The 13,193-nt window shown below is 59.4% G+C and carries 12 protein-coding genes; 3 read left to right on the forward strand and 9 right to left on the reverse strand.

The genetic code is table 11. The annotated features are described in order from the left end of the window. Positions 1-127 precede the first annotated feature (127 nt). Together AC1DVF_RS27265 and AC1DVF_RS27270 are read right to left on the reverse strand one after the other, a co-directional pair. Complete coding sequence (locus AC1DVF_RS27265) at positions 128-814, reverse strand: SDR family oxidoreductase (protein WP_460131084.1); 687 nt, start codon at positions 812-814, stop codon at positions 128-130. Positions 815-836: 22 nt separating this feature from the next. Continuing rightward, positions 837-1,187, reverse strand: coding sequence for a MerR family transcriptional regulator (locus AC1DVF_RS27270; RefSeq protein WP_477783456.1), 351 nt, complete (start codon positions 1,185-1,187; stop codon positions 837-839). Between the two features lie 84 nt (positions 1,188-1,271). Between AC1DVF_RS27270 and AC1DVF_RS27275 the strand changes: the two genes are divergently transcribed. Beyond that, a complete protein-coding gene (locus AC1DVF_RS27275; protein ID WP_093430369.1) occupies positions 1,272-1,688 on the forward strand; it encodes a hypothetical protein in 417 nt (138 codons plus the stop codon). A 59-nt stretch (positions 1,689-1,747) separates the two neighbouring features. Here the strand turns inward: AC1DVF_RS27275 and AC1DVF_RS27280 are convergent, their stop codons facing one another. The 7 genes from AC1DVF_RS27280 to AC1DVF_RS27310 form a co-directional block, all read right to left on the reverse strand. Continuing rightward, on the reverse strand, positions 1,748-2,674 hold the full coding sequence (locus AC1DVF_RS27280) for an ABC transporter permease (RefSeq protein ID WP_116256683.1): 927 nt from the start codon (positions 2,672-2,674) through the stop codon (positions 1,748-1,750). Beyond that, positions 2,674-3,780: an ABC transporter permease gene (locus tag AC1DVF_RS27285; protein WP_093430325.1), complete on the reverse strand. Its 1,107-nt coding sequence runs from the start codon at positions 3,778-3,780 to the stop codon at positions 2,674-2,676. The genes AC1DVF_RS27280 and AC1DVF_RS27285 overlap by 1 nt, the downstream gene beginning before the upstream one ends. A gap of 13 nt (positions 3,781-3,793) precedes the next feature. After that, positions 3,794-5,341: an ABC transporter ATP-binding protein gene (locus tag AC1DVF_RS27290; RefSeq protein ID WP_477783457.1), complete on the reverse strand. Its 1,548-nt coding sequence runs from the start codon at positions 5,339-5,341 to the stop codon at positions 3,794-3,796. Between the two features lie 618 nt (positions 5,342-5,959). Beyond that, positions 5,960-6,541: an IMPACT family protein gene (locus AC1DVF_RS27295; RefSeq protein WP_257356955.1), complete on the reverse strand. Its 582-nt coding sequence runs from the start codon at positions 6,539-6,541 to the stop codon at positions 5,960-5,962. Positions 6,542-6,548: 7 nt separating this feature from the next. Continuing rightward, a complete protein-coding gene (locus AC1DVF_RS27300) occupies positions 6,549-7,199 on the reverse strand; it encodes a TetR/AcrR family transcriptional regulator (protein WP_477783458.1) in 651 nt (216 codons plus the stop codon). 87 nt (positions 7,200-7,286) lie between these two features. After that, on the reverse strand, positions 7,287-8,675 hold the full coding sequence (locus tag AC1DVF_RS27305) for a uracil-xanthine permease family protein (protein ID WP_460089789.1): 1,389 nt from the start codon (positions 8,673-8,675) through the stop codon (positions 7,287-7,289). A 121-nt stretch (positions 8,676-8,796) separates the two neighbouring features. Then, a complete protein-coding gene (locus AC1DVF_RS27310; protein WP_007914725.1) occupies positions 8,797-9,717 on the reverse strand; it encodes a LysR family transcriptional regulator in 921 nt (306 codons plus the stop codon). A 138-nt stretch (positions 9,718-9,855) separates the two neighbouring features. Between AC1DVF_RS27310 and aptA the strand changes: the two genes are divergently transcribed. Next, a complete protein-coding gene (gene aptA / locus AC1DVF_RS27315; protein WP_093430337.1) occupies positions 9,856-11,205 on the forward strand; it encodes an omega-aminotransferase AptA in 1,350 nt (449 codons plus the stop codon). A gap of 76 nt (positions 11,206-11,281) precedes the next feature. Then, positions 11,282-12,775, forward strand: coding sequence for a CoA-acylating methylmalonate-semialdehyde dehydrogenase (locus tag AC1DVF_RS27320; protein ID WP_477783459.1), 1,494 nt, complete (start codon positions 11,282-11,284; stop codon positions 12,773-12,775). Positions 12,776-13,193: the final 418 nt, after the last annotated feature.

The following is a 13,193-nucleotide window of genomic DNA, read 5'->3' on the forward strand; positions in this document are numbered from 1 at the left end:
CCCTTGTAGGAGTGAGCCTCCCTTGTAGGAGTGAGCCTGCTCGCGATAGCGGTGTATCAGGCAATACTTTTGCTGAACGACACACCGCTATCGCGAGCAGGCTCACTCCTACAGGGGATTTGTATGCTTACCAGGGAATCGTTTCACCCTTGTAGTTGATGAAGTGATGCCCGCCCTTGCCGGTATACGCATTCACCTGATCAACCAGCCCACGGGTGCTGGTATCCACGTCAAGGTCAGCCCCTTCGCCACCCATGTCCGTCTTCACCCAACCCGGATGCAGCGACAACACTGTCATCTTCTGCTCACCGAGTTGCGTGACAAAACTGTTGGTCATCGAATTCAGCGCAGCCTTGCTCGCTTTGTACAGCGCCAACTCCGGCGCGTCCGGCACCGTCACGCTACCCAACCCGGAACTCATGAACGCCAGCACGCCGCTGCCATCGCGGATCTGCCCGACAAACCGCTGGGCCAGATTGATCGGTGCCACCGCGTTGGTGAAAAACAGCTGACCGACTTCGGCCAGTGTCGCGCCGCCCGGGGTCTGGTCCGCCGGGCCTTTGACCCCGGCGTTGACGAACAGCAGGTCAAACGTTTCGCCCTTGAGCTGCTGACTCAGGGCGATCACCGCTTGCTGGTCATCCATGTCGAGCTTCTCGATCCGCACCTTGCCCAGCGCTTGCAGCGCCTCGACGTTTTGCGGATTGCGCACGGTGGCGGTGACTTGCCAGCCGTCGGCCAGCAGGGTTTTCACCAGACCGAGGCCAAGGCCCCGGGAGGCGCCGATGATCAGTGCGTTTTTTGCAGACATGATGGGCTTCCTTGATGAATGAGGATCATGGATTCAATGGACAGGCCTGACCGAGGCGAAGTTGCAACTCTTGCCGCAGCGTGTCGAGTTCGCGCATACGGGTTTCGATCAGTTGCAGTTTGTCGCGCAGCAACTGCGCCACGGCGTTGTCCGGGTTGGGGGCGTTCCACAGCGCGGCAACGCTTTCACTGATCTCGCCGAGGGTAAATCCCAGGCGTTGCGCGGTTTTGATATAGAGCACCAGTTGCACCATGTCTGGCGGATAGTCGCGGTAACCGTTGGCACGGCGTTGCGCGGCTATCAGCCCACGCTGCTCGTAGAAGCGCAGAGTGTCATGGCTGACGGCGCAGGCCTGGGCTAATTCACCGATGCGCATGCGGGCTCTCAAAAAGGCTATTGACCCTGGAGCATACTCCAGGCTTTACCGTGTTTGCTCCCTGAATTTTGCGGAGCATGGATGATGTGGACTTCAACGCAGTATCGCAATGTGGTGCTTGGCAGTGCCTGGTATGACCTGATCGTCACGGTGGCATTTGCCACGCCGTGGAGTTTTGCCGCTTTGCATGGGTTTTTGACCGCGCTGAATTTGCCCGGTGAACTGCCGGCGTTTGCGCCTGTGCACCTGTTGATGGCGAATTTGCTGGGCTCGGTGGTGTGCGTGTGGGCGGTGCTGCGGATTCGTGATCCGCAGGCGCTTTATGGACGGTATGACGCGGTGGGGCGGTTTTTGTTTGCGACTTGGCAAGCATATGCCTTGGCCCATGGCGCCAGTTCGATCCTGATTATTTTCCTGGTCTTCGAACTGGCGTGGGGCGTTGCTCAGGTGTTGCCTGTGCGGACGCCTTCGCGAGCAAGCTCGCTCCCACAGGGGATCTGAGTGAACTCGGTCAACTGTGGGAGCGAGCTTGCTCGCGAAGAGGGCAGTGAATTCACCTCTTAATGCCCCGCCTGCCAAGGCTGCCCAAGCGAAACCGGCGCATACAACCGCGTCCGCAACGCATCCCGCGACAACAGCACCAGCACCACAATCGTCGCCACATACGGCAGCATCGCCAGCAGACTCGACGGAATCGCCAGCCCCAACCCCTGCGCCACCAAGTGCAGGATGCTGGCGAGGCCGAACAAATAAGCCCCGAGCAACAACCGCCACACCCGCCAACTGGCAAACACCACCAGCGCCAGGGCGATCCAGCCACGCCCGGCGGTCATGTTTTCCGCCCACATTGGCGTGTACGCCAGCGACAAATACGCTCCGGCCAGCCCGGCCATCGCCCCGCCAAACAGCACCGCCAACGTGCGCACGGTCAACACCGGCAAGCCCATCGCACTGGCCGCATCCGGATTCTCGCCGACCGCTTGAATGATCAACCCGACACGACTTTTGATGATCACCCACGCCACCAGCGCAAACAGCACGAACGACAGGTACACCAGCAAATCCTGAGCAAACAGCATCCGCCCGATCAGCGGAATCTCACTCAGATAAGGAATCGCCAACGGCTCAAAACCGGCCAGTGGTTTACCGACCCAAGCTGCGCCGACAAAGGTCGACAGCCCGACACCAAAAATCGTCAGCGCCAACCCGGTCGCCACCTGATTGGCGTTGAACACCAACGCCACTAGCGCAAACAGCGACGACAACAACATCCCGGCCAGCATCGCCAGCAACACGCCGAGCCACAGGTTGCCGCTGTTGAGCGCGACGATAAAACCGATCACCGCGCCAAACAGCATCATCCCTTCCTGCCCGAGGTTGAGCACGCCGCTCTTCTCGCAGATCAATTCCCCCAGCGCCACCAGCAACAACGGCGTGCCGCAACGCACCATGGCGTAGAAAATATTGCTCAACAGATCGATATCCATCACAGCGCTCCGGCGGTTACGGCAGTGGTCGAAGTGCGCTTCACCCAACGCAGGTTCAGGCGTGGCCGATAGAGAATCAGCACGTCACTGGCGAGCAGGAAAAACAGCATCATTCCCTGAAACAACTGGGTGATCGCCTGCGGCAGATTCAGGGTCATTTGCGCGCTCTCGCCGCCGATATACAGCAGCGCCATCAACAGGCTGGAAAACAGAATCCCGATCGGATTGAGGCGTCCGAGAAACGCCACGGTGATTGCCGCGTAGCCGTATCCCGGCGACACCTGCGGCACCAATTGGCCAATCGGTCCGGTGACCTCGCAGACACCCGCGAGCCCGGCCAAGCCGCCACTGATCAACAGCGCCAGCCAGATCAAACGCTTCTCGCGAAAGCCGACGAACCCCGCCGCGCGCTTGTCCAGCCCGAGTACTTTGATCTGGAAACCGACAAAGCTTTTCTGCAACAACACCCACACCGCGACCAGTGCGAGCAGGGCGAAATACACCCCGGCGTGCACGCGGCCATCCTCCATCAGCAGCGGCAAACGGCTGGCATCGCCGAACATCGCCGACTCGGGAAAGTTGAACCCGGCGGGATCCTTCAGCGGCCCGTGCACGCAGAACAGCAGCAGGTTCAGCGCGATGTAATTGAGCATGATGCTGGTGAGGATTTCGTTGGCGTTGAAGCGTGTGCGCAACCATGCGGTCAGCCCGGCCCACGCCGCGCCGGCGAGGGTGCCGGTGAGCAGAATCAACACCAGCGCCCAACGACTTTGCAGGTCGATAATGTTCACCGCCAAGGCACTGCCGGCGAGCGCGCCGAGGAGTAATTGACCTTCGGCGCCGATGTTCCAGATTCGCGCCTGATAGGCCACTGCCAAGCCCAGTGCGCAGAGCAGAATCGGCAGCGCCTTGACCAACAATTCAGAGACGCCATACAAATCGCTGACCGGTGCGATCAGCAGCGTGTGCAAGGTTTGCAGCGGGTCATGACCAAGGGCGATAAACAGCAGCGAGCCGCAACCGAGCGTCAGCGCCGCCGCCAATAACGGCGAGCACCACAGCATCAGGCGCGATTGCTGGCCACGGGGTTCGAGGGAAAGCAGCATGTGTATAACTCCGTTAAAACGTGGCGGCTGAAGGGGCGTGGTCGAACTGGCCGGCCATCCAGCCGCCAACGTCGCTGAGTTGTGTCTTGCTGGTGTCTTGCAGTGCCGACAAACGTCCACCGCACAGCGCGCCGAGGCGGTCGCTGATCTGGAACAATTCGTCGAGGTCTTCGGAGATCACCAGAATCGCCGCGCCGGCATCGCGCAGCGCGATCAGCGCACGGTGAATGGTCGCGGCGGCGCCAACGTCGACGCCCCAGGTCGGGTGCGCGGCGATCAGCAGTTTCGGTTGCTGGAGGATTTCCCGGCCGAGAATGAATTTCTGCAGATTGCCGCCGGACAGACTGCGCGCGGCGGTTTGTGTGTCCGGGTTTTTTACACCGAAGCGCTGAATGATCTGTTGGGCGAGGGCTTCGACTTTACCGCGCTGGATTAGCCCGTTGCTGACCAAGCCTTGTTGGAAAGCCGTCAGCAGGGCGTTGTCCGCCAGACTCAATTCCGGCACCGCGCCATGCCCGAGGCGTTCGGCGGGGACGAAAGCCAGGCCCAGTTTGCGGCGGGCATCCGGGCGCAAATCGGCGACGTGTTGCTCGGCGAATCGAATGGTCGCGGCTTGCGCCCGAGGCAAGGTTTGCTCGCCGCTGAGCAGTGCCAGCAACTCATCCTGGCCATTACCAGCGACCCCGGCGATGCCGACAATTTCGCCGCTGCGCACTTGCACATCAATGTCAGTCAGCGAGCAGCCGAACGGATCCGGGTTGTGCCAACTCAAGCCCTTCACCTGCAAAAACGCCGCGCCGCCGCTGACCTTCGGATAGTCGCCAATCAACGCCGCCGCTTCGCCGACCATCATCTGCGCCAATTGCTGATCCGAGCACTCCGCTGGCAGGCAATGTCCGGCCACGCGCCCACCGCGCAGAACCGTCGCGCTGTGGCACAACGCGCGCACTTCAGCGAGTTTGTGGCTGATAAACAGAATGCTGCAGCCTTCGGCGGCGAGGCGGCGCAGGGTGATAAACAATTCGTCGGCCTCTTGCGGCGTCAGCACCGAGGTCGGCTCGTCGAGAATCAGCAGGCGAATGTCCTGCATCAGGCAACGAATGATCTCCACCCGTTGCCGCTCGCCGATCGACAGGCTGTGGACAAGTCGCTCCGGCTCCAGCGCCATGCCATAACGGCGCGACACTTCACGAATTTTCGGTTCCAGTTGTTTCGGCGTGCCGGCTGCTGCGCCCATCGCCAAAGCAATGTTTTGCGCCACGCTGAGGGTTTCGAACAGTGAGAAATGCTGGAATACCATGCCAATCCCCAACTGCCGCGCCTGCGCCGGGTTGCGGATATTCACCGGCTGACCTTGCCAAAGCATCTCGCCGGTGTCGGCCTGGGTGACGCCGTAGATGATCTTCATCAACGTACTTTTGCCCGCACCGTTTTCACCGAGCAGGGCGTGAATTTCACCGGGCGTGATGCTCAGGTCGATGGCATCGTTGGCCAGACAACCGGGGTAGCGTTTGCTGATGTGGCGCAGTTGCAGGCGCGGGGTGTTGGAAGCAATTGGCATGACAGGCTCGACTTGCTTGGAGTTGTGCCTGTGGATAAAGCAATTTCCTGGCCATTGAGTCAGGAACGCGAGCGGGCCGCGTGGGGCAGCACTCGGTATAGAGCATTGAAGGCCGAATCACGTACGACGATGGCACCAATTCAGAGCAAAGCCGTTGCTCGGGCGCCAGTTTTGCCCGTCGCGATATGATCAAAAAACGAGCAATCCCTTGGGGGCTAGATGGATCCAGCGACTGCGCCAGCCATGAACGGGTTATCCACAGCTTGTTCCACAGTTATTGTGCGCAAGCTGCAAACCCGGGCATAAGCACTGCGGTGCTTTCTTCTAATGGTGATAAACCGCGCTAACTGACTGTTTATGTTTGAAAATTTCGTTTCGTCGGGAGAATTGAACGAAAAGTGAACAAACCGCGCAAAGCCACGTGACAGAAGGGTTACAGCGGAATGTGCTCAGGTTATCCACAGTCGGGTGCACAGCCGATGTGGGCAACTCTGTGGAATAAGGAAATTCGGGATCGCCCCAAAAGATCGCAGCCTTCGGCAGCTCCAACAGGGGAGCGCATTTCAAATGTAGGAGCTGCGGAACGCTCGGGCCGCGATCGGACGATCTTTTGATCTTTTATCGTTGAAGCAAAATCCGCCCACGGCTCAAATCAGCTAGCTGGGTTTGCAAGACATCGATCTGCGCCTCACCCACCGCCAACTTCAACTCAACGCCGTTTGCCGTGAAGTTTTCTTCGACAACCAATCCACCCAGATCGGCCACCCGCAACTTCACCAGCGCCAACTCGGCAAACCCGCAAGCACAGCTCAACGGCACCCGGCTGATCAATTCGATTTTGGCCGCCGTCTGCAGGCACTTGTTCGCGCCACCGCCATAAGCCCGGGCCAAACCGCCCGTGCCGAGTTGAATGCCGCCGTACCAACGGATCACCAATACCGCGACCTGATCGCAATCCTGCGCTTCAATCGCCGCCAGAATCGGKCGCCCGGCCGTGCCGCCCGGTTCGCCGTCGTCATTGCTGCGGTATTGATCGCCGAGTTTCCACGCCCAGCAATTGTGCGAGGCGTTCAGATCGCTGTACTGCTCGAAAAACGCCTGCGCGTCGGCAGGGCTGCCGATCGGCGTGGCGAAGGTGTTAAAGCGGCTTTTGCGAATCTCTTCGCGGTACTCGCAAAAACCGCTGAGGGTGAAAGGCATAAACGTCTTATAGAGGAGGAGTGAGGCCGCAGCCTTTGAGAATGATGCGGATCAGGTTGTTGCCGGCGTCTTCCATGTCCTGCTTGGTCAACTTGCTGCGACCACTGACGCGGCAGATCTGCGTGGCGAAGTCGGCATAATGCTGAGTGCTGCCCCACAACAGGAAGATCAAGTGCACCGGATCGACCGGGTCCATTTTGCCCGCATCGATCCACGCTTGAAATACCGCCGCGCGGCCAGTGAACCAGGCGCGATAATCCTGATTGAAATATTCGCTGAGGCATTCGCCGCCGCTGATCACTTCCATCGCAAAGATCCGCGAGGCCTGTGGCTGGCGGYGGGAGAATTCCATCTTGGCGCGGATGTAGCGAGTCAGCGCTTCGGCCGGATCGTCCTCGGCGGTGAGGGTGTTGAAGGTGCTGTCCCACAACTCGATGATGTTGCTCAGCACCGCCACGTACAAGCCAAGCTTGTTGGTGAAGTAGTAATGCAGGTTGGCCTTGGGCAACCCGGCATTCTGCGCGATGGTGTTCATGCTGGTGCCTTTGTACCCGTGACGAGCGAACTCGTCTTCGGCGGCTTTGAGGATGGTCTCTTCGTTCTTCTGACGAATGCGGCTGGCGGGTTTGCCGCCATGGGCAGGGACTTCAAAGGTCATAGGCACTTCCGGGTTTGTCTGTGGGTGCAACCAGTTGCGTTGATAGCGCACCCACAGGCATCCGACAAGTCCTTGCGCGAAAAACCGTTACGCCTGTTCGATCTTGTTCAGCGGCGCGTGCGCTTCAGCGGCCTCGGTTTTCGACTCCGGCAGCAGCAGGCACAGGATGATTGCGGTCAGGCCGCCGCTGGTGATCGCCGAATCAAACAGGTTCTGCACCAGTTTCGGCAATAGGTGTAGCAGGGTCGGTTGTGCGGCGATGCCCAGGCCGACGCCGAACGACGTGGCGATGATCAACATGCTGCGTCGATCCAGCGGCGACTGCGCGAGGATGCGCACACCGGCAGCCGCCACCGCGCCGAACATCACCAGGGTCGCGCCGCCGAGCACCGGTTTCGGAATCTGTTGCAGCACCGCGCCGATCATCGGGAACAAGCCGAGGCAAAACAGAATCGCGCCGATGTACAGCCCGACGTAGCGGCTGGCGACGCCGGTCAACTGAATCACGCCGTTGTTCTGCGCGAACGTGGTGTTGGGAAAGGCGCTCAAGGTCGCGGCGATCATGCAGCTGACGCCATCGCCGAGTACGCCACCGCGCAGGCGGCTTATATAAGAAGGGCCGCTGATCGGTTGGCGAGCGAGCATGCAGTTGGCAGTGAGGTCGCCGACGGTTTCGATGGTGCTGATCAGATAAATCAGCGCGACCGGCAGGAAAGCCGTCCAGTCGAAGTTGAAGCCAAACTTGAACGGCGTAGGAAAACTCATCAGCGGCAAGTCAGGCAATGGCTGCGGTACCAGTTTCCCACTGAACCACGCGGCCAGGCTGCCGAGCAGCAAACCGATGATGATTGCCGACAAGCGTACCCATGGCGTGTTCGAGCGGTTAAGCAGGATGATCGTCAGCAACACAAACACGCCCAACGCCAGATTGCCCGGCGCACCGAAGTCCGGCGCATTGAAGCCTCCGCCCAGATCGGTAATGCCGACCTTGATCAGACTGATGCCTATCAGCGTGATGACGATTCCGGTCACCAACGGCGTGACCACGCGGCGCAATTGCCCGATAAAGCGGCTGAGGACGATTTGCACGATTGCGCCGAAAAAGCACACACCGAAAATCATCGCCAGAATGTCTTCCGGGCTGCCGCCGCGCTGCTTGACCAGAAACCCCGCCGACAGCACCGCACCAAGAAAAGCAAAACTGGTGCCTTGCAGACAGATCATTCCCGCGCCGATGCCGAACGGCCGCCGCGCCTGAATAAACGTGCCGACGCCCGAGACCATCAAGGCCATGCTGATCAGATAAGGCAAATGCGCAGTCAGCCCGAGGGCCGAGCCGATCACTAATGGTGGGGTGATGATGCCAACGAAACTGGCGAGCACGTGCTGCAGCGCGGCAAGAATTGCAGCGGCGGGTTTGGGGCGGTCGTTGAGGCCGTAGATCAGGTCGCTGGACGGTGCGGAATCTGGCTGCATGGCTTAAGGCTTCTTGTTGAAGGATCGGGGTTGATCCAGCACTGCAAAAAGCTGTCCACTTGCTCAGGTTATTTGCCGGATTTGTCGCCAGGGCCCAACACTGGCGGGCCTCGGCGGATTTTCAACGCGTTGCCGCCAGACTCTCCAAAAAGCTTTCCAGCACCAAATGAGGGCGCCGCCCCTTGCGCGTGACCGATGCGAGGCTCAGGTCGTAGAAACGTGTTTGCGATTTCAGCGCACGCAAACGACCTTGCTGCACCCAGAGGCTGGCGTAGTGATCCGGCAGGTAACCGATGTAGCGTCCGGTCAAAATCAAAAACGCCATTCCTTCACGGTCGGAGGCGCTGGCGGTGCAATTGAGTGCCTGGTAATGCGCCTGAATCTCCGCCGGCAAACGAAAGGTCGGGGCAATCGCGTCCTGACTGTTAAGGCGTTCGTCATCGAGTTGTTTGTCATCGACATAAAACAACGGATGGCCAACCGCGCAATAAAGCAGCGAACGCTCGCTGTACAACGGCTGATATTCGAGGCCCGACAACGCACTGGCCTGCGGTACCACGCCGACATGCAGACGCCCATCGAGCACGCCTTGCTCGACTTCATTGGGCGCAATCATGCGGATCTGGATCTGCACATCCGGCCCGCGTTCTTTCAATTGGGCGAGGGCGTGGGTGATGCGCATATGGGGCAGGGTGACGAGGTTGTCGGTCAGGCCAATGATCAACTCACCCCGCAGATGCTGGTGCAGGCCGTTGACTTCGGTGCGAAAGCTTTCCAGTGCACTTAACAGTTGCAGTGCCGACTGATACACCTCGCGACCTTCCTCGGTCAGCGAAAAACCGGCTCGACCACGCTGGCACAGACGCAAACCGAGGCGCTGCTCCAGATCGCTCATCTGTTGGCTGATCGCCGAGCGACCGATGCCGAGCACGGTTTCCGCTGCCGAGAAGCCGCCGCACTCCACCACACTGCGAAAAATCCGCAACAAGCGGATATCAAAGTCACTGACCTGGGCCAGCGGATCGGGGCGACGGCTGCTCATCTTATTGTTCTCATTGTTTAGCGAAGTTCTAACTGAAGGTTAGAAGAGTTGAATTTCACCGACTTTATCCGCGTGGCAATTTAGCTGCAACAACGCTTTTTATCTCCCTGACGCTTATGCCCTGCGAGGTTTTGCCCGATGAACATGCCTGAAAACGCGCCGTCGCCACTGGCCAGCCAACTGAAGCTGGACGCGCACTGGATGCCGTACACCGCCAACCGTAACTTCCAGCGCGACCCGCGACTGATCGTTGGTGCTGAAGGCAGTTGGCTGATCGACGACAAAGGCCGCCGGGTATACGACTCGCTGTCCGGGCTGTGGACCTGCGGCGCCGGCCACACCCGCAAGGAAATTCAGGAAGCGGTTTCCAAGCAATTGGGCACCCTCGATTACTCGCCGGGCTTCCAGTACGGTCATCCGCTGTCGTTCCAGCTGGCCGAGAAGATCACTGAGCTGACCCCGGGCAACCTCAACCACGTGTTCTTCACCGACTCCGGTTCCGAGTGCGCCGATACCGCCGTGAAAATGGTCCGTGCCTACTGGCGCCTGAAAGGTCAGGCGACCAAAACCAAAATGATCGGCCGTGCCCGTGGCTACCACGGCGTGAACATCGCCGGCACCAGCCTCGGCGGCGTCAACGGCAACCGTAAGCTGTTCGGTCAGGCGATGATGGATGTCGATCACCTGCCGCACACGCTGCTGGCGAGCAATGCCTTCTCCCGTGGCATGCCGGAGCAGGGCGGTATCGCCTTGGCCGATGAACTGCTGAAACTGATTGAGCTGCACGATGCTTCGAATATCGCCGCGGTATTCGTAGAGCCTATGGCCGGTTCCGCTGGTGTACTGGTTCCGCCACAGGGTTACCTGAAACGTCTGCGCGAAATCTGCGATCAGCACAGCATCCTGTTGGTGTTCGACGAAGTGATCACCGGTTTCGGCCGCACCGGCAATATGTTCGGCGCCGACACCTTTGGCGTGACCCCGGATCTGATGTGCATCGCCAAGCAAGTCACCAACGGCGCGATCCCGATGGGCGCGGTGATTGCCAGCTCCGAGATCTACCAGACCTTCATGAACCAGCCGACCCCGGAATACGCCGTGGAATTTCCACACGGCTACACCTACTCGGCACACCCGGTGGCTTGTGCCGCTGGCCTGGCGGCTCTCGACCTGCTGCAAAAGGAAAACCTGGTACAGAGCGTTGCAGACGTCGCACCGCATTTTGAAAACGCGCTGCACGGGCTGAAAGGTTCGAAGAACGTTATCGACATCCGTAACTTCGGTCTGGCCGGTGCGATCCAGATTGCCCCGCGTGACGGTGACGCCATCGTGCGTCCGTTCGAAGCCGGCATGGCCCTGTGGAAAGCCGGGTTCTACGTACGCTTCGGCGGCGACACCTTGCAGTTCGGCCCGACTTTCAACAGCAAGCCACAAGACCTCGATCGTCTGTTCGACGCGGTCGGCGAAGTGCTGAACAAGCTCGACTGATTTTTCCTTCTATATATACCGACAAAAACGGGCACTCCTTAACGTGTGCCCGTGGACAAGAATTCAGGAGTTTTCGATGAGCGTTATCCCGCATTTGATCAATGGCGAACTGGTGACCGAGAACGGTCGCGCGGTTGATGTGTTCAATCCGTCCACTGGTCAGGCTATCCATAAGCTGCCACTGGCCAGCCAGGCCACCATCCAGAAAGCCATCGATGCCGCCAAGGCTGCGTTCCCGGCCTGGCGCAACACGCCACCGGCCAAGCGTGCGCAGGTGATGTTCCGCTTCAAGCAACTGCTGGAGCAGAACGAAGCGCGCATCTCGCAATTGATCAGCGAAGAACACGGCAAGACCCTGGAAGACGCCGCCGGTGAACTGAAGCGTGGTATCGAGAACGTCGAGTTCGCTTGCGCTGCCCCGGAAATCCTCAAGGGCGAGTACAGCCGCAACGTCGGCCCGAACATCGACGCATGGTCGGACTTCCAGCCGCTGGGCATTGTTGCCGGTATCACCCCGTTTAACTTCCCGGCCATGGTGCCGCTGTGGATGTATCCACTGGCGATCGTCTGCGGCAACTGCTTCATCCTCAAACCGTCCGAGCGTGACCCGAGCTCGACACTGCTGATCGCTCAGTTGCTGCTGGAGGCCGGTCTGCCGAAAGGCGTGATGAGCGTGGTGCATGGTGACAAGACTGCGGTGGACGCGCTGATCGAAGCGCCGGAAGTCAAAGCGCTGAGCTTCGTTGGTTCGACGCCGATTGCTGAATACATCTACGCCGAAGGCACCAAGCGCGGCAAGCGCGTCCAGGCACTGGGCGGCGCGAAGAACCATGCCGTGCTGATGCCGGATGCCGATCTGGACAACGCGGTCAGCGCACTGATGGGCGCGGCTTATGGTTCGTGCGGTGAGCGCTGCATGGCGATTTCGGTGGCCGTGTGTGTGGGTGACCAGGTGGCGGATGCACTGGTGGCCAAACTGGTTCCACAGATCCAAGCGCTGAAAATCGGTGCCGGCACTTCGTGCGGTCTGGACATGGGGCCACTGGTGACCGGTCAGGCGCGCGACAAAGTCAGCGGTTACGTTGACGACGGCGTGGCGGCGGGCGCGACCCTGGTGGTCGACGGTCGTGGTTTCAGCGTGGCCGGTCATGAAGAAGGCTTCTTTCTCGGTGGCTGCCTGTTCGACAACGTCACCCCAGAGATGCGTATCTATAAAGAAGAGATCTTCGGCCCGGTACTGTGCATCGTTCGCGTGAACAGCCTGGAAGAGGCAATGCAACTGATCAACGATCACGAATACGGCAACGGCACCTGCATCTTCACCCGTGACGGTGAAGCGGCGCGTCTGTTCTGCGACGAGATTGAAGTCGGCATGGTTGGCGTCAACGTGCCGCTGCCGGTTCCGGTGGCTTACCACAGCTTCGGCGGCTGGAAGCGYTCRCTGTTCGGCGACWTGCACGCTTATGGTCCGGATGGTGTGCGCTTCTATACTCGTCGCAAGGCGATCACCCAGCGCTGGCCGCAGCGTGCCAGCCATGAGGCTTCGCAGTTCGCGTTCCCTAGCTTGTAAGTAGAGGGGCGATGCAACAAAGGCCGACCCTTGGGGTCGGCCTTCGTGTTTTCAGGGTTTTTTGACCGATGTGACAGAATTATGAAAATAAGTGTTGACGGCGAATTTCAGATGTCTATAATTCGCCCCACTTCCGGCGCAGTCGAAACGGAAAACTCCTTGAGATTCAATGAGTTATGTAGGTTTCGGCGGCACGTTGCTTCAATTCATTGAAGCCAGAAGGAAGTTGAAGAAGAGGTGTTGACAGCAGCGTGTAACGCTGTAGAATTCGCCTCCCGCTGACGAGAGATCGGAAGCGCAAGTGGTTGAAGTTGTTGAGGAATTCTTCGAAAACTTCTGAAAATAATCACTTGACAGCAAATGAGGCTGCTGTAGAATGCGCGCCTCGGTTGAGACGAAAGATCTTAACCAACCGCTC

Source organism: Pseudomonas sp. P4_D7, assembly GCF_056401755.1.

Bases quoted from the DNA above. Each gene is read 5' to 3' on its own strand.
- AC1DVF_RS27270 (WP_477783456.1), bottom strand. From the start codon at position 1,187: ATGCGCATCGGTGAATTAGCCCAGGCCTGCGCCGTCAGCCATGACACT.
- AC1DVF_RS27275 (WP_093430369.1), top strand. From the start codon at position 1,272: ATGTGGACTTCAACGCAGTATCGCAATGTGGTGCTTGGCAGTGCCTGG.
- AC1DVF_RS27280 (WP_116256683.1), bottom strand. From the start codon at position 2,674: ATGGATATCGATCTGTTGAGCAATATTTTCTACGCCATGGTGCGTTGC.
- AC1DVF_RS27285 (WP_093430325.1), bottom strand. From the start codon at position 3,780: ATGCTGCTTTCCCTCGAACCCCGTGGCCAGCAATCGCGCCTGATGCTG.
- AC1DVF_RS27290 (WP_477783457.1), bottom strand. From the start codon at position 5,341: ATGCCAATTGCTTCCAACACCCCGCGCCTGCAACTGCGCCACATCAGC.
- AC1DVF_RS27305 (WP_460089789.1), bottom strand. From the start codon at position 8,675: ATGCAGCCAGATTCCGCACCGTCCAGCGACCTGATCTACGGCCTCAAC.
- AC1DVF_RS27310 (WP_007914725.1), bottom strand. From the start codon at position 9,717: ATGAGCAGCCGTCGCCCCGATCCGCTGGCCCAGGTCAGTGACTTTGAT.
- aptA (WP_093430337.1), top strand. From the start codon at position 9,856: ATGAACATGCCTGAAAACGCGCCGTCGCCACTGGCCAGCCAACTGAAG.